We start from the raw sequence: 17,025 nt of genomic DNA on the forward strand, positions 1-17,025 counted from the left end.
TTCTCCTTGGCGCTCAGCAACCGGCGATCTTCATGTCGTCGAGCAGGATCGCGCCGGTGCGCACCGCGCCGTCGCGATAGACATCGCTGCCCACGAACCGGATATGGCCGAGCATGGTCGCGAGATCGCCCGCGATGGTGACGTCCTGCACCGGGAAGACGACCTCGCCGTCCTCCACCCAGAATCCGGCCACGGCTTTGGAATAGGTGCCGGTGACGGGATCGCATCGCCCGCCCAGGAATTCCGTCACCCACAAGCCGCGATCCAGCCGCCGCAGCATCGCGGCGGTATCGTCGGCCTTGCCGGCCAGCCGGCTCGTGAGAAACAGGTTCCAGGTGCCGTCGGCATTGCCGGTGGAGCGCAGGCCGAGCTTGCGGGCCCAGCGCGAGGAGAGGAAATAGCCTTCCACCACGCCTTCGCGCACCACGAAGCGATGCATCCCGGCCACGCCTTCGCCGTCGCATCCGCCGCTCGCCATGCCGAAGGGCTCGAAAGGATCCTCGACCAGATCGAGATGCGCCGCGAGCGCGCGGCGGCCCATCGCATCGGCAAGGACAGTCGATTTCTGGTGCTGCGCCGCGCCGAAGAGCCCGCCGCAGAACTCGCGCACCAGCGAACCGGCGATGGCGGCGTCGAGCAGGACCGGCGCGGCCTGGGTCGCGACCGCGCGGGCCCCCAGCTTGCGCACCGCATGGGCGACCGCCGTCGCGCCGATGGTCTCGGCCGCGAGAAGATGATCCGTCCGCCGCTCGACCGAGCGCCACGCCGCGCGGCTCATCGCGCCGTCGCGCTCGGCGATTGCGACACACCAGCGGCTCTGGTTGGAGGCGCTGGCCGAGCGGCAGAAATCGGCGCCGATGGCGCGGGCCCAGCGGCTGTCATGGCTCGTCGCGCCCGCCTCCATGATGCGCACCGGTCGCGCGGCGGAGGCCGCGAGAGCCGCGTCTTCGATCGCTTTGGCGGCCGCGGCGATATCCGCCGCCGACAGGCCGGATGGCGCGTAAAGCTCCACTTCCCGCCCGTTCCGGGCCAGCCATTCGGGATCGGCACATCCCGCATCGGCATCGGACTCGACCTGGCGCGCGATGGCGACGGCGCGTTCGACCGCGGTGTGGATGGCCTGCGGCGTTAGGGTCGATGTGCCGGCGGTGCCGGTGCGCCCGCCGTCGAACACCGTGACCGAGACCGACTGACCGCCGTCCCGCACCGCGGTTTCGGGACGGCCGTCCTTCACCTTGATCGTCAGGCCGGCGAATTCCCGGGCGACGCAAACGGACTGATCGAAGCCCAGCCGGCGCGCATGGGCGACGGCGTCGCGCGCGATCTGGCTCAGCATCGCCTCGTCATGGAGGAGATAGCCGCTCATGCGGTCTTCGGCACGGCGGGGGAAAGCGGAACGGGTGGAACGGTCGAGGTCATGCGTCTGCCGGTTGTTCGTGCCGTCAACGAATGGCACGGCGCCGGTCCGCAACCCATCCACCAAAAGGCGGGAAAGACGACACATCGGCGGCCGGCGATCTCGGGTATCTCGATCGGAGGGGCCGGGGCTGGCGGGGCATCCCGCCTGCCGCGGCTATGTCGCGCGCGCCATGGCCCGCAGCTCGTGGAATAATGCGGACAACTAACTGACGCCGCGCTTCTGCAGCGCGACGTTTCGCCAGAAGCGCTGGAGGCTGTCGAGGCCGCCGACGGTGGAACTCCAGGTCGTCGTATCGCAGACCAGCACGCGGCCGGGAAACACATCGGGTCCGGTCTGCAGCAAAGCGTCGAAATCGCGCCGTCCTGTTGCGGTGAAGGGATGCGGCGGGGCGTCCGGATCGATCGGCTGGCGCGCCAACACGTCGAGCTTCGCCACACTGTCGCCGAGCCTTTCGAAATGCGGCAGGTGGGCATGGAGGTTGAAGGTCGTGACGCCCGCCATCAGCCCCGCGCGATCGAACGCAGCAGCGATTTCGAGCGGCGCGGGCGCGCCGTCGGGCATCTTCGCGGGGTGCAAGCCGAAGCGGTTTTCGACCGCCAGGCCAAGACCGCCGAGAAGCGAAAGGCCGAAATCGCCGAAGGACTGCCGCGCCGGGATGGCCGGATCGCCATGGTGGTGGAATTCGAGCTCCCGACGCGCCAGCCATTCGCTCTCGGGAAGCCCGTCCGTGCTGCCGATATTATGATGGGGACACACAAAAAGCGTGTGATCGGGCTTGTCGAGAAACGACCGGACGGCGGCGATCTCGGCGTCGCTCGGCCTTTGCTGCGTTCGCGAGGAATCGAAGCTGATGACGATGAGCGTGTCGACCCCGGCGAGATATTCGGCGTCGAGCGCGCACCGACCGGCATCCGTCCTGCGTTCGGCGCAACGGACGGGATTTCCGGTCCATGACGCCACCAAGTCGGCGAACAGCGTGAAATTCCTCAGCTGTATGTTGTCCAGAAAGCCGCCGATGCCCTGATCGAATTTCGCCGGATCGGCGAATTGCTCGTGCCGCGGCCAGAACATCCGGCGGAGCTCGAACAGCGCCGGAAACCGATCCTCCAGAACGCCGAGCGGCGCCGCAGCTTCGTCCGGGCGGCTCCAGGCGAAATACAACGCGACTTGCCGACCCGTCATGACCGCTCCTGCGTTGCGCCTCGCACGGCTCGGCGCGTTCGTCGCGCGTTCCGCTCATCCGGACGCGAGATGCCGAACGGAATAATCGCGCAAAAGCCGCGTTGTACCAACCCTTCCTCCCGAGCGGGCGATCCTCCGGCACCGCCCGTCCTGCCCGGACGACCTCGGGCGGCACGCCGTTTACGCGCAGCAGGCGTCAGCGCAGATTGGCGGCCAGGAAATCGACGAAGACCCGGATCCGGGCGGGCGTGCTGGCGCCGCCGACGAACACGGCGTGAATCACCTCGACGTCGCCCGGGTTGAAGTCTTCGAGGATCGCAACGAGCCGGCCGCTCGCGATCTCCGCCGCGACGCTGAAATGGCCCACGCGCGCGATGCCGACGCCCGCCGCCGCCAGCTGGCCCAGCGTCTCGCCATTGTTCGCTTCGATGTTTCCGCGGACGGACAAGGCGAACTCCCGCCCCTCCCGCCGGAACGGCCAGACCGGCTCGGCCCTGCGGAAGTTGAAGTTCAGGCAATTGTGCCCGTGCAGGTCCTCGGGCGTCCGCGGCGTGCCGTGCCTTGCGAGGTAGTCGGGCGAAGCGACGATCACGCGGCGCGTCTCGCCGAGCTTGCGGGCCGTCAGCGCGCTGTCGGGCAACGGGCCGAAGCGGATCGCAACATCGGCTTGGCCGGCGGCGACGTCCACCAGCGCGTCGGTCAGGGCGATGTCGGTCAGGATGTGCGGATGGAGCGCCGCGAACACCCCCAACAGCGGCACCACGCAGAGCCGCCCATGCGACAGCGCGGCGCTGACGCGCAATCGGCCACGCGGCGCCCCCTGGTCGGCGATCTGCTGTTCGGCATCGTCCAGATCGGCGAGGATGCGGCGCGCGGCCTGAAGATAGGTCTGCCCTTCGGCGGTCAGCGACAGCGTGCGCGTAGAGCGCAGCAGCAGCCGCACGCCAAGCCGCTCCTCGATCCGATCGACCGCCCGGCTGACGGCGGACGGGCTCAATCCCAGCAAGCGGCCGGCGCCGGAAAAGCTGCCCTGCTCCACCACGGCGGCAAACAGCGCCAATGCGCGTGCCCGATCTGCTCCGCCGGCCGGCTTTGCGTCCATTGCAAAATTCCTTCGCGCCGACGGGCGGTACTCAGGTGCACCGGCCGCCTGCATCTATGCGCCAGGATGACAATGAAAGGTATATCATGGAGTATCGCCAACTCGGATCGTCCGGACTGCGCGTGCCGGCACTCAGCTTCGGGACCGCCACATTCGGCGGCCGGGGACCGCTGTTCAGCGCCTGGGGGCGGAGCGATGCGGCCGAAGCCCGCCGGCTGATCGATGTCTGCCTGGATGCCGGCGTGACGCTGTTCGATACCGCGGACGTCTATTCGACCGGCGCCGCCGAGGAGATCCTGGGCGAGGCGGTCCGAGGCCGGCGGGACGCAGTGTTGATCTCGACCAAGACCGGGCTGCCTATGGGAAACGGGCCGCAGGATTGGGGAGCTTCACGCGCCCGGCTGCTTCGGGCGGTCGACGACTCCTTGCGGCGGCTTAGCACCGACCACATCGACCTGCTCCAGCTCCATGCGTTCGACGCGTCGACACCGGTCGAGGAACTGATGGGGACCCTCGATCTGCTGATTGCGGCCGGCAAGGTCCGCTATGCCGGCGTCTCCAACTATCCCGCCTGGCAGCTGATGAAGGCGCAAGCGGCCGCCGAGCGCCAAGGCTGGCCGCGGCTCGTGGCGCACCAGGTCTATTATTCGCTGATCGGCCGGGCCTATGAGCACGAATTGATGCCGCTCGGACGCGACCAGGGCATCGGTGCGCTGGTGTGGAGCCCGCTCGGCTGGGGACGGCTGACGGGCAAGATCGGTCGCGGCCGCGCCGTGCCGCAAGGCAGCCGGCTGCACGAGACCGAGCAATTCGCGCCGCCGGTCGAAACCGGACATCTCTATCGGGTCATCGATGCGATCGAGCAGATCGCCGCCGAGACCGGCAAGACCGTGCCCCAGATCGCGATCAACTGGCTGCTCCGGCGCCCGACGGTGTCCTCGGTGATCATCGGCGCCCGCAACGAGGAGCAACTGCGCCAGAATCTCGCTGCCGTCGGATGGTCGCTCACGCCGGAGCAGGTCGCGGCGCTCGACGCGGCGAGCGACGTGCTGCCACCCTATCCCCATACGCCCTATCGTCAGCAGGAGGGCTTCGCCCGCCTCAACCCGGCGCTGGTCTGAGGAGGTCATGACAAAGCTCAACCCGGGACTGATAGCCCTGTCGGTCGGCGCCTTCGGCATCGGCGTGACGGAGTTCGCCCCGATGGGCATGCTGCCCATCATCGCCAACGACCTCGGCGTCTCGATCCCGACGGCCGGCCTTCTGATCAGCGCCTATGCGCTGGGCGTTGTGGTCGGCGCGCCGCTGATGACGCTCACCACGGGCCGCGTGCCGCGCCGGACACTGCTGATCGGCCTGGCCGGCATCTTCACGGTCGGCAACCTGCTGGCGGCCGTCTCCGGCAGCTACGGCATGCTGCTTGCCGCGCGCGTCCTCACATCGTTCAACCATGGCGCCTTCTTCGGAGTCGGCTCGATCGTGGCCGCGAGCCTCGTGCCGCCGCAGCGTCAGGCCGGCGCCGTCGCGGCCATGTTCATGGGGCTGACGATCGCCAATGTCGTCGGCGTGCCGCTGGCAACCTGGGCGGGGGCGCATCTCGGCTGGCGCGCCGCCTTCTGGGGCATCGCGGCGCTCGGCGTCGCGACCATGTCTGCGCTGCGGCTGACGCTGCCGGAGCTTCGCGCGCCGCAGGACGGCAACGCGATGGACGAGTTGCGCGTGCTGCTGCGCGGCAAGGTGCTCGGCGCGCTGGCGCTGACGGTGGTGGGAGCGAGCGCGATGTTCACGGTCTTCACCTATATCGCGCCGATCCTGCGCGACGCGACCCACGCCTCGCTCGGCTTCGTGACGGCGATGCTCGTCGTTTATGGTGTTGGGCTGACGGTGGGGAACTGGCTGGGCGGCAGGTTCGCCGACCGCTCGGTCGACCGCACGCTCATCGTCACGCTGGCGTCGCTTTGCGCGATCCTCGTCGCCTTCGCGATCTTGATGCCCCATGCCGGACCGGTTGCCGTCCTGATCTTCCTGTGGGGCGTTGCGAGCTTCGCGCTGGTGCCGCCGCTGCAGTTGCGCGTGATGACCGCCGCCGCAGATGCGCCGAACCTCGCGTCGTCGGTCAACATCGGCGCGTTCAACCTCGGGAACGCCATCGGGGCCGCATTGGGCGGCGGCGTGATCGCGGGCGGGCTCGGCTATCCGGCGGTCGCGCTGGCGGGCGCGAGCGCGTCGGCCATCGGGCTGGCGGCGGTCCTGCTCGGCCGTCGGGGGAATGCACGGGCCTCGCTTGCCGTATGACGAGAGGAGCATACGTCCGCCATCAAAGGGCGCCCTTGCCAGTTCGGGGGATGCAATGGGAGGATCGGCGATGCACGTCCAACTCGCGGAGTTTCCGGTGTTCGACCAGAAATGCGCCAAGGCGTTCGCATGGTGATCACCAGCAGGTGACACGCGCATCCATCATGACCGCAACGTGCTCCTGCGGTGGCGTCGAACTCGAAGCGTCCGGCAGGCCGGCGTCGGACTTCCCGACGACGTGCCGAGCCACCGGGGCTACCCTCCGGGGCTCGTCGTTAGGCTTCTCGCATCGCGGGTGGCGATGTTGCTCGGTCGATAAACCAGGCTCGCCTGACCAAGACGTCGCGACGATCGCGGTTATCCCGCGCGTCCGCGCAATTGGAATCAAGCGGAGAGAAACCGAGACTTCTCCAATAGCCTGCTAGGGTCCGTACTCAATTGCCCTGAGTCATTCAAAGGCTTGTCATGGCCCGCCGGAGAGCGGGCCATCCCGTTGGTGCGCTCGTGCTTTCGACGATTGTGGCAGCGTCACCTGGATGGCCCGCTTTTGCGGGCCATGACAGTGACACTGCGAATCCCAATTGAGTCCGGACCCTAGCGCGCCGCTGGTCTTTGGAACCCCTCCAAAAATCCATCCGATGCAATGAAGGCGAGGGCCCGACGCAGCGCCGCAGCTTCTTTCGCGCCAAACGAAGCTTCGAAGCGTTCCTGAGCACGCGCCCACGCGCGTTCAGACCCGACGAGCTTTCCGCGCCCGGCGCGTGTGAGTGCGATGAGCCGATTGCGCCGATCGGCGGGATCCGCAACGGTCTCGATGAGGCCATCCCGTTCAAGCGGCTTTACGTTGTGCGCCAGCGCGCCGCGGTCCATGACGAGAGCGCGGGCCAATTCACCCATTGCCGGCGTTCCCATGCGAAGGATCTGGTTCAAGATCGCCAACTGCGTCACACGAAGACCGCAGGACGCAAGCGCCTCATCATAGAGTTGCGACACGCGTCGCGACGCTTTTCTCAGCGCCGTACAATTACAACTGTTCTCCACCTTGGCAAAGCGAGGCCCCACGGCCCTCCGGATGGTCTTGGGCATTCCCGACTCCCGCAAGCGGCTCTCCCGTTCACATGGGAGTGCGCCGACCTTAGCACGTGCAAGGTTGCAGGTGCGCCCGATAATTTGCATATGCAATCGTCGCAATCCGCATATGCGATCTTCGGCGCCGCCACTTCGCGCAATAACTTGCATATGCAACATATTGGGCATCCCGCTTCCGTCTCAGGAGCCCGTGCATGAACACCTCTTCCGTCCCTGCCGATCAGGCCGCGCGCGCCAAGCGCCGCATTCTCGTTGCAGCCTCGCTGGCGACGTCGTTGAGCATGTTCGATTCGAACATCGTCGCCGTGTCGCTGCCGTCGATCGCGCGCACGCTCGGCGCCGGTTTCGCCGACATCGAATGGGTGATCAGCGCCTACCTGCTGAGTTTCGCGGCACTATTGCTCGGAGCGGGCTCCTATGCCGATCGGCATGGGCGCAAGCGCGCGACGCTGATCGGCCTCGCGGTCTTTGCGGCAGCGTCCGGTCTCTGCGGCTTGGCGCAATCCGCCCTGATGCTGGACCTCGCGCGGGCGCTGCAAGGTATTGGCGCGAGCTTGCTGGTGACCGCGGGGCTTGCGATCATCAATCATGCGTTCGCAGCGCGGGAACGGGCGAAAGCCTATGCGTTCTGGGGCGCCTGCCTCGGCATTGCGCTCACCAGCGGCCCGATCGTCGGCGGCGTCGTCACCGATCTCTTCGGCTGGCGTTGGGCCTTCCTCATCAACCTGCCGATCTGCATCGCCTTGTTCGTCGCGATCGCGGCCTTCGTGGAGGAATCGCGCGATCACGAAGCCAAGCGCCTGGATTATGCCGGAATCCTGACGTTCAGCGCCGGGCTCTTCCTGCTGATCTGGGCGCTGATCGACGGCAATGCGCTCGGCTGGGCGGCGCGACCCATCGTCGAGCGCTTCGCAGGCGCGGCCGGGCTTCTCGTCGCGTTCCTCTTCGTCGAGCTTGCCCAGAAGCGGCCAATGGTCGATTTCACCCTGTTTGCCCAGCCGACCTTCCTCGGATCGGTATTCGCCATGCTGGGCTATGCCGGTGGCGCGCAGGTCATGATCTTCTACCTGCCGCTATTCCTGCAAAACGCGTTCGATCTCTCGCCGGCGATGGCGGGGCTGGCGATGTTGCCGTTCGCCCTGCCGATGTTCCTCACGCCGCTTCTCGCCGCCGGGCTGGCGCGCCGCTATTCCGGACGCGCCCTGCTGACCGTCGGATTGACGACGACCCTGATCGGCAACCTGCTGCTGTGGGCGCTCGCGCACTTTTCCCTGCCCTATCCTGCTTTCCTCCTCGGCATGCTGATTGCCGGCGCCGGCGCCGGGCTGCTCAACAGTGAGACGGCGAAGGTCATGCAGGGCGCGGTCCCGGCGCAGCGCGCCGGCATGGCGGGGGGCCTCACCGCCACGACGCGGTTTGTCGGCCTGCTGGTCGGGATCGCGGCACTCGGCGCCGTACTGGCGCACGTCGCTTCGCGCAGCTTCATCGCCAACGGTGTCGCAGCCGGGCTCGGTGCCGAGACGGCGGCGGAACTCTCCAAGCGCGTGACGTCAGGTGACGTCGCGGGCATCATCGATACGGTGCCGGAGGCCCTGCGAACGAGCGTCCGGCAAATCGGCAATGCGGCCTTCGCCGACGGATTCGCCGCGGCGCTGCTGCTGGCGGCCGCGATCGCCGCGGCGATGGCGCTGCTTACGCTGCTCTTGGTGCGGCGTGCCGAGACGTTGCCGGTCACGGATGGCAGCAATCACCTTCCGGCAAGCGATCCGTCAGCCACGGCTGCATGATCGATTTTACCCTGCCGTGTCTGCCGATCTTTGGAATTGTCGGGCTCGGCCGGATAGGGGTCATGCATCGGCCGGTTATTCGTCGGTCAACGAATGACATGGCGCCAGCCAGCAACCGGTCCACAAAGGCGGAAAAACACCCAACTCGGGTCTTCAAAAACCTGGAACGAGCGGCTGCCGTTTAGCCGTTGAGACTAAAAGGCCTTACGCAAATCAAGACGCACAAGCCTGCCGACAGGATCGATATATCCGGCCTGAAATGCCTCAGGCGTCTCTCCCAAGCCATTATGAACCCGCTGTCGAGCGTCGAAGATGTTGTCGACCGTCAAAGTGATGCGCATTCCATGTGCCCAAGGCGCCTGACCGAACGCTCCGATCGCGTCGACATTTGCGAAAAGGCGCAAATCGGCCGTCGCCAGGCTGGAGTAAAAGAGATTGCCGATCGCGGAGCCGTTGTTGGTCCAGGTTGCGCTTTGCCATTTGACGTCGAGCTCTTCGCCCATTCCCCGGCCTGACACCAGAGCATGGAATTCGACCTGGTGTGCCGGCTGACCGCCGGCGACTTGGGCCGAACCGCCATTGAGCAGATCCACCGCCGGCAGTCCTTGGCGAATGAGCATGCGGTCGGTGAAGACCCAGGTGTGGAAGATGGAAAACTGCACCACCTCGTGGTCTTTGCCCGGCCCGTTCGCAGAAACCGGCGTGGCGGCTGGATTTCCGCCGATCAGCGAAGACAGCGGGGCAAAATAGGAAAGGCCCCAGCGCAATTGATCGGTGCGCTGGCCGGCGAAATTGACGGACCGCGTGTCGATCGTGACGAGCTGGCCGGCGCCGTTTCGAACGAAGCGATCCGGAAAAGCCGCCTCGATCGCGGCCGTCGGGACCGGCAAGGATTCGATCGGATTGCTCACATTGCTATGGCTATAGGTCGCAATCAGGTTGAGCGCGGATTGCGCAAAGGGGATGACGGTCAAGGTGGCGCTTGAGACATGATTGCGGGTCGCCACGACGTTTCGATTCCCGCCGGCGACTTCCGTCACTTCGACCGTCCGGCCCTGCAGAAAGTCGAAAGCGGTCACGTTGGGCGTGATGACGGTTGGATTTTCCAGTATCGCCATCTGGGGGGCGTCCTCGCTGGTGGCGAGCGATGCGACGAAGCCGATTCGTTCGATGGGCGCCCAGGCGAGGCCGATCGTGGCGTTCTTGAGCGTTCCGAAATCGGATATCCGACGGACGTCCAAATCCAGATTCGACGACAGGCTCCCTATCATGGGCAGCACGCCGTTCTCCTTGCTCGTCAGCGGCACGTCGAGGGTCAGCCCCGCGTCGCCCTCATTGCGCGAGAGCGCGCCGGCATCGGTCGTTCCATTGGCGGAAAATCGCGACGCCGTGCGGGCGACGTCCCCGCCAAGCCGGACGGTTGCGGAGACACGGCCTGCGGGAAGCTCGGCGATGTCGCCGTTTGCCACAAGGCTGACGGACGCGGTGTCGGAGATCGATCTCGCCCGGTCCGTCATGCGGCCGGTAAGCAGGCCGGCCGGAAACGGCGTGAACGGATCGAGTGCCGGGCCGCCTCCGTCCAGCAGCGACCGAATGTGCGAAACATCGATGCCGGTCTGCGTGCTCGTGTCCGCAACGTCGTGGTCCACACCGGCGGTCATCGACCAGACCCAGTCGGAGAGCACACCGTCGAGCGACAGGCCTAGGTGGCCGTGTATGCTTTCCTGCGTCGAAGCGAGAGGCCCGGCCTCCGCCAGATAGCGATAGAGCTCGACCGGTGCGGCAAAAGGCGAAAATGGATCCGAAGGCGGAATCAGCAGAGCGCCAGTCGCCAGCCCTTGGTCGGAACGCCGCCGCGTATCGTCCAAAGCGGCGTTCAAGCTTCCCGTGACCGAACCGAACAAGGAACCGCTTATGACGGCGTTCGCGGACATTTTCTCGGTCGATGGACGCAACGAAAGATAGGGCGACAGATCGCCCGCATTCGCAGCGTTGGCTAGGCCGACAAAGTCGGCGAGCATCAAGGCCTGCCCGTTTTGTGCTTTCGGGACGCCGGCGAGCGTCACGGGCACGCCCGCCAGGGCGCTCAATCTGGCGTCGATTTCCGGATCGGCGGCTTGCGGCGGCGCAGTTATGTTTCCGACGATATCGAACGGCGACACAGGCGCGACGAGAACATGCCGCTCGCTCGCCAGGATCGGATCGTCATGTTCGTATTTCAGGTCGAGGCTGTAGCGCAGCTCATTTTCAAGCAGCGTGAAATTGAGATCGTCCTTGCTCGCTCCGGCGCCGCCCTGGGTGGCGCCTTCGCCCTCGAAGTCCGACGTCAGCGCGCGAAAATGCTCGCGAAGAACGATATTGACGACACGCTGGCCGGCCCCATATCCATATCTCAGGGCTTCCCGCTCCGGAAGGATCTCCAGCCGCTCGATTGCTTCGGTCGGAAGGTCTTTGATCACGCCGCGTCCCGAGACGCGTCGTCCGTTGAGCAGGATCACCGGCTTGGCGCCGTTGGCCTCGGTCTGCGCCTTGAGGGCATCCAACAGATCCGGTATCGACCCGGCGCCGAAGGATTGGATATCTGCGGGATCGAGCACGAACAGAGGCGCGATGTCCCCGAGTGCGGCACCGCGCAGACGACGTCCAGGCACGACAACCAGCTCGATCGAAGGCCCATGGTCCTTGGTTGCCGTGGCCGTCGGCGGAAGCGTCTGAGCCGTGCCCCGCGAGCCGGCCAGGAGTACGAAAGCTCCCATAGCCACGCCGGGAAGAACAACGCGACACGAACAAATCGTCATCACTACGCCAAGAAACGAGGCTTTCAAGAACTTTCGGAGCAGACACCCTCGTGCAAAAAGCGCCGCAGGTCGTCGCAAATGGCGTCGAATTCGGCATCGATCGGCGAGGACCGCGATTCGTTCACCACGATACCCGTGCCGGAATATCGCCTTCCTGAAATCGCCAGCGTATGGATCAAAAGCCGTCGCTGCTGGCATCGACAATAGTGAAGCGTTCTCGACCACTTCCAAGCGGCGCAATCCTACCCTCACCTCTATCCGCAAAACGATTATGAAGGACCGAAACCGCAAATATACCGCACGGGCGATCCGCACGGGCAAATCGCCTCATCCGGCAAAACGGCAATGCCGCAGCACATCCCGCGGGCAGTGCGCCGAACTGCGGTGCTCTTTGGGCGGGCCCTTCGAAGCTGTACTGCGTGTGCATGTTAGGCGCGACAACCTGGACAATCTGGCGACCCTCATGCGCGAGATTGCAAAATCGTTCTCCAGCGACAAACGGTTTCGTGTGGATTTCCAGCATCTGCGAAATATGGGGGGTACGGGAGGTCTGACTGTGCAGCAGCCCGTACGACGCAACGAAATGCCAGCCATCAAGGCGGCGCTGAGGTTGGTTTACGACGATGCGTGCCGTTCGCTGGGGAGCACATTCGACATAGATCAACGGTCGGAAACGCCTTCGATAGCGGCTCCGAAGGACACCGCCTTGGCGCGGAAAGCAGATATGCCATCCGGCATTCGCGAGCCCTACATCTGCTATGCCGCCAAGCCGAACTCACTTCTGATTCGGGCGAACGGGCGAATTGGGAAGTGCACGGTCGCCCTTGACGATGTGCGGAACGACATCGGCTCGCTGAATGCCGATGGCACAATAGCGCTAAACAACGTCAAATTGCGGCCGTGGCTGCGCGGCTTCGGAACGTTGGACCCGGAATCCATGGGATGCCCCCTTCGCGACATGGGATGACGCCTGCAACAAATGAACTTCGTCCTTTTTGTCTAGATTCGAAATTCATGGAGGCGCCGATGAGCACTGTAGTTTTTGATATCAACAGCATATCTGTAGATCAGACGGGTCGCGTGATCATAAATGACAACGACCTGCTATTGATCGAAAGAGCGGTCAAAGTAACGCCTTTCAGAAATTTAAGTAATGGCTTTTGCGACACCAAACAGAACGGCGCCTTCTGCGTTAACGATACTGCTTGTCGAGATAGCACTAATGAAGACTGCCTCAACGATTCAACATGTGAAAATTCCGCAAATATAGACTTCTGCGCAAATCAAAGAGTATGCGACGGTGCGACAAATCTCGACAGCTGCCAACCATGAGTTCTACATGATCTCCGTACGGTTATATGATTTTTCATACGATCTCGCATTGTGGCGGAACATGACCGTCGCAGGGACTGTGGGCAGCTAGGCACCGTGTTGAATTTGCTCCGGAAAAGTTATCCTCGTGCCAACCTACGCAGCTTTGTTGGAAGTGTAATTCCGCGCATCCCCATGCGTTGGGTGCGCCCGCTGATAGAGCTTCAAAGTTCTTCGGCGGATGGCGGTTATGCATGCGCTTCGGCGATCTTCGCATTATATGGCATCTCCGTCACGGTTCGGCAGATCCAGAGCATGTCAGGCCATGCGTCTCGCGGTCTCACGCCGGACCAACTGCGCGACCTCCTGATCAGCTTGGGCGCGACCGCTGTGGATGTGCAATTCGATAAAAAACGTGCAGCGGATTATCCCACGCCTGGAATCATCCTGCTTCAAAGAGGCCATTTCGCGGTTGTTTCCCGAAAGGGCGAGGACTGGCTGGAGGTATTCGATCCCCGGCACGGTTGGAGCCGCATAAAGGCAGGAAAGCTGGCGAGGTCGGCGATTGGAACGGGAATTCACGTCGTCGCCATGGCGCGGGAAAAAATGCCCCGTGCCTCATCAACGCTGTCGGCGCTGTCGGCGCTCAAGCAAAGCCCGTTGATCCAGGTTTTTTTTCGAGAGGCAGCCAGCAAACTGGGAATCCGGGTGCTGGCAATCTCCCTGATGTCTCAACTGGCGGCACTGGCCATTCCACTCGTATCCATGCGGTCCGTCGATTTTTTTCATGTCGGCGGTCATGCGGGACTTATTGGGACGCTGGCACTTGCCTTCGTGCTAATTTCGGTGACCAGCACCGTCACGGGCATCGTTGCGAGCCTTTTGCGCCGCCAACTGTCCAAGCGCATGTTCATCACGATGGGAGGCGCCCTGTTCGACCGCTTGGCTTCCAGGCCCGCGTCCTGGTTCGAGAACAACTCCCCGTCAAGCATTTCGAACCTTGTCAATTCCGTGGACAGCCAGCTCCGTCAACTGAGCGATATGTTCGTATCATGCAGTGGCGTGCTGGTAACGTTATGCGTCGGCGTGTTTGCACTTTTCTTCATATCCCCTTGGCTGGCAGTTCCAGGCTTTCTCTCGCTGGGCATCTCCATCGCCCTGGGTACGGCGTTTGGCAGGACCGAGGCAGAGGTGTCGTCCCTGAACCTTGACGCATTGCGACGTCGGCAAGCGTTCGTCATTGAAACGATTTCACAAATCCCGCTGTTCGTGAGATTCGGGAGCGCGTGGCAAGGGCGGATGCGCTACAAGCAAATCGTCCGGCGTGTCGCCGAAGCCCAGGCCCGCACAAGCCATATCCAGAATCAGAGAACGGCGATAACGACAATCGTCAAAAGCCTGGAGGGGATTTCCTTCGTATCTCTGGTGGCGTTTTTTATCGGCAAGGATCACTTCACGCTGGGCGCGTTCGTCGCGGTCGGCAGCTACAAGGACCTCTTGGCGCAATCGCTGTCGTCGCTATTTCAATACGGGCGGCAATATAAGGTATTGAAGATGCATCGATTGCTCACGCACGAGATCATGAACGCCGCGCCCGCTGCGTATGACGGTGGGCGATCTCTCCGTGTTGGACGGTTGTCGCTTCGGAATGTCACATTCAGCTATGGGGAATTGGACAGGCCCGTCCTGACCGGCGCTTCTCTCGACGCCGAGCCGGCGGAATTCGTCGTCCTGGCCGGACCGTCCGGTGCGGGGAAATCCACTATCGCGAAGCTGATCTGCGGGCTGGCTCCGCCGCAGACGGGGGAGGTTCTGGTGGACGGAGAACCGCCTCGGCTTCCGATGCATGGTTTCGGCGCGGTGCTGCAAAGCGATCGTCTGATTTCCGGTACGATTCGCGAAAACATTTCCCTTTTCCGGAAGAACATCTCCGACGACGAAATCTATACTGCTCTTGAGATGGCAACCATCAAGGACTTCGTCTGGGCTCTTCCTCTGCGGCTGGAGACCAAGATCGCAGAAGGCCTTGCCGGCCTGTCCGGCGGCCAGCGCCAAAGGCTTTTGCTCGCCCGGGCGTTGATCGGGAATCCGAAGCTGCTGTTGTTGGACGAGGCGACGTCCAGTGTCGAAGTCGCGGGCGAAAGACAAATATTTCAAAATCTCGTCGCGACCGGCGCAACGCTGATCGTCATCGCGCATCGTCCCGAGGTATGGCGTTTCGCCACCCGGATCTATCACGTCGCCGATGGACGGGTTGAGTTGCGATAGGCCCTATCGGAATCTACGATGACCCGCTTCCCGATATTCCTTTATTCCGGTGCACCAGGATATCGACGAGCTTTGGTTGATCGCATCATTTCCATGCCCTCTTGGCGCAAAAAGGCAGGTCATCGCCTTGGGTGACTGGCGCGAATTGCGGAGAAAAAGAGACGACGCGAAACTACGATTTCGCCGCCCTTTCTCCCCTACTCCCACTCGATCGTCCCGGGCGGCTTGGCTGTGATGTCGTACACCACGCGGTTGATGCCGCGGACCTCGTTCACGATGCGCGTCGAGACCTTCGCCAGGAAGCTGTGCTCGAAAGGATAGTAGTCGGCGGTCATGCCGTCACTCGACGTCACGGCGCGCAGGGCGCAGACATGGTCGTAGGTCCGGCCGTCGCCCATCACGCCCACCGTCTTGACCGGCAGCAGCACCGCGAAGGCCTGCCAAATCGTGTCGTAGAGGCCTGCCTTGCGGATTTCGTCGAGATAGACCGTGTCGGCTTTCCGCAGGATCTCGAGCTTCTCGGCGGTGATCTCGCCCGGCAGGCGGATCGCGAGGCCCGGTCCCGGGAAGGGATGGCGGCCGACGAAGCTGGCCGGCAGGCCGAGCTCGCGGCCGAGCGCGCGGACCTCGTCCTTGAAGAGTTCGCGCAAGGGTTCGACCAGCTTCATCTTCATGCGCGCGGGCAGGCCGCCGACATTGTGATGCGACTTGATCGTCACGGAGGGGCCGCCGGTCGCCGAGACGCTCTCGATCACGTCGGGATAGAGCGTGCCCTGGGCGAGGAAATCGGCGCCGCCGATCTTGTGCGCCTCGCCGTCGAACACGTCGATGAAGGTCGCGCCGATGATCTTGCGCTTCTGCTCCGGATCGCTGACGCCGGCGAGCCGGCCGAGGAACAGGTCCTGCGCCTGCGCATGCACCAGCGGGATGTTGTAGTGGTCGCGGAACAGGGTCACGACCTCGTCCGCCTCGCCCGCGCGCATCAGCCCGGTGTCGACGAAGATGCAGGTGAGCTGGTCGCCGATCGCCTCGTGGATCAGCACCGCGGCCACCGACGAATCCACGCCGCCCGAGAGGCCGCAGATCACTTTGGAGGCGCCGACCTGGGCGCGGATCCTGGCGACCTCGTGCGCGCGGAACGCGTGCATGTTCCATTCGGGCTTGATGCCCGCGATGCCGAGCACGAAATTCCGATAGATCTCGCTGCCGCGCGGCGTGTGCACGACTTCGGGATGGAACTGGATGCCGTAGAGCTTGCGCGCCTCATCGGCGATCACCGCATAGGGCGAGTGCTCGCTGGTCGCGATCACGGCGAAGCCCGGCGGCATGGCGGTGATCTTGTCGCCGTGATTCATCCACACCGGCTCCAGCGCGCCGATGTCGCCGAGGCCGGCCAGCAGCGGCGACGATTCCGCGATCCGGATGTCGGCCCGGCCGAACTCGCGGTGGTGCCCGCCCTCGACCTTTCCGCCGAGCTGTTGCGCCATGGCCATCTCGCCATAACAGATGCCGAGCACCGGCACGCCGGCATCGAACACCGCCTGGGGCGCACGCGGCGCGCCCTCCTCCATCACCGAGGCCGGGCCGCCGGAGAGGATGATGGCCTGCGGTTTCGCGGCCAGCGCGGCCTCGGCCTTGTTGTAGGGGACGATCTCACAATAGACGCCGGCCTCGCGCACGCGGCGCGCGATGAGCTGCGTCACCTGGGAGCCGAAATCGATGATCAGGACGGGAGCTGCCATGACCGGATTTAGTGGAGGGGCCATGGGCCTG

General features: G+C 64.3%; 11 protein-coding genes. 5 read left to right on the forward strand and 6 right to left on the reverse strand.

Annotation, left to right across the window (positions count from 1 at the left end; translation table 11 throughout):
• Positions 1-13: 13 nt before the first annotated feature.
• From WDM91_10675 to WDM91_10685, 3 genes are all read right to left on the reverse strand, one after another.
• A complete protein-coding gene (locus WDM91_10675; GenBank protein ID MEI9995049.1) occupies positions 14-1,366 on the reverse strand; it encodes a metallopeptidase TldD-related protein in 1,353 nt (450 codons plus the stop codon).
• Positions 1,367-1,621: 255 nt separating this feature from the next.
• Entirely contained in the window at positions 1,622-2,602 is a 981-nt protein-coding gene (locus tag WDM91_10680) for a hypothetical protein (GenBank protein ID MEI9995050.1), read from the reverse strand.
• A 196-nt stretch (positions 2,603-2,798) separates the two neighbouring features.
• A complete protein-coding gene (locus tag WDM91_10685) occupies positions 2,799-3,704 on the reverse strand; it encodes a LysR family transcriptional regulator (GenBank protein MEI9995051.1) in 906 nt (301 codons plus the stop codon).
• Between the two features lie 86 nt (positions 3,705-3,790).
• Here WDM91_10685 and WDM91_10690 point away from each other — a divergent pair, with 86 nt between their 5' ends.
• Both WDM91_10690 and WDM91_10695 read left to right on the forward strand, forming a co-directional pair.
• Positions 3,791-4,825 carry an aldo/keto reductase gene (locus WDM91_10690; protein MEI9995052.1) on the forward strand — a complete coding sequence of 345 codons (1,035 nt, stop codon included), beginning with the start codon at positions 3,791-3,793 and terminating at the stop codon, positions 4,823-4,825.
• A 7-nt stretch (positions 4,826-4,832) separates the two neighbouring features.
• A complete protein-coding gene (locus tag WDM91_10695; protein ID MEI9995053.1) occupies positions 4,833-5,999 on the forward strand; it encodes an MFS transporter in 1,167 nt (388 codons plus the stop codon).
• A gap of 594 nt (positions 6,000-6,593) precedes the next feature.
• On the opposite strand, the gene WDM91_10700 is transcribed toward WDM91_10695, so the two are convergent.
• On the reverse strand, positions 6,594-7,085 hold the full coding sequence (locus tag WDM91_10700) for a MarR family winged helix-turn-helix transcriptional regulator (GenBank protein ID MEI9995054.1): 492 nt from the start codon (positions 7,083-7,085) through the stop codon (positions 6,594-6,596).
• 197 nt (positions 7,086-7,282) lie between these two features.
• Between WDM91_10700 and WDM91_10705 the strand changes: the two genes are divergently transcribed.
• Positions 7,283-8,875, forward strand: a complete 1,593-nt coding sequence (locus WDM91_10705) for an MFS transporter (GenBank protein ID MEI9995055.1) — start codon at positions 7,283-7,285, stop codon at positions 8,873-8,875.
• A gap of 194 nt (positions 8,876-9,069) precedes the next feature.
• Here the strand turns inward: WDM91_10705 and WDM91_10710 are convergent, their stop codons facing one another.
• A complete protein-coding gene (locus tag WDM91_10710; GenBank protein MEI9995056.1) occupies positions 9,070-11,904 on the reverse strand; it encodes a hypothetical protein in 2,835 nt (944 codons plus the stop codon).
• Between the two features lie 232 nt (positions 11,905-12,136).
• Between WDM91_10710 and WDM91_10715 the strand changes: the two genes are divergently transcribed.
• A complete protein-coding gene (locus WDM91_10715; GenBank protein MEI9995057.1) occupies positions 12,137-12,640 on the forward strand; it encodes a hypothetical protein in 504 nt (167 codons plus the stop codon).
• A gap of 539 nt (positions 12,641-13,179) precedes the next feature.
• Positions 13,180-15,252, forward strand: a complete 2,073-nt coding sequence (locus tag WDM91_10720; GenBank protein MEI9995058.1) for an ATP-binding cassette domain-containing protein — start codon at positions 13,180-13,182, stop codon at positions 15,250-15,252.
• Positions 15,253-15,449: 197 nt separating this feature from the next.
• On the opposite strand, the gene guaA is transcribed toward WDM91_10720, so the two are convergent.
• The gene (gene guaA, locus WDM91_10725) at positions 15,450-16,994 is read right to left on the reverse strand and encodes a glutamine-hydrolyzing GMP synthase (protein MEI9995059.1); all 1,545 of its coding nucleotides are present in this window, start codon (positions 16,992-16,994) and stop codon (positions 15,450-15,452) included.
• Positions 16,995-17,025: the final 31 nt, after the last annotated feature.

The sequence above is a fragment of the Rhizomicrobium sp. genome, assembly GCA_037200385.1.
In the GTDB taxonomy this organism is placed as follows: Bacteria; Pseudomonadota; Alphaproteobacteria; order Micropepsales; family Micropepsaceae; genus Rhizomicrobium.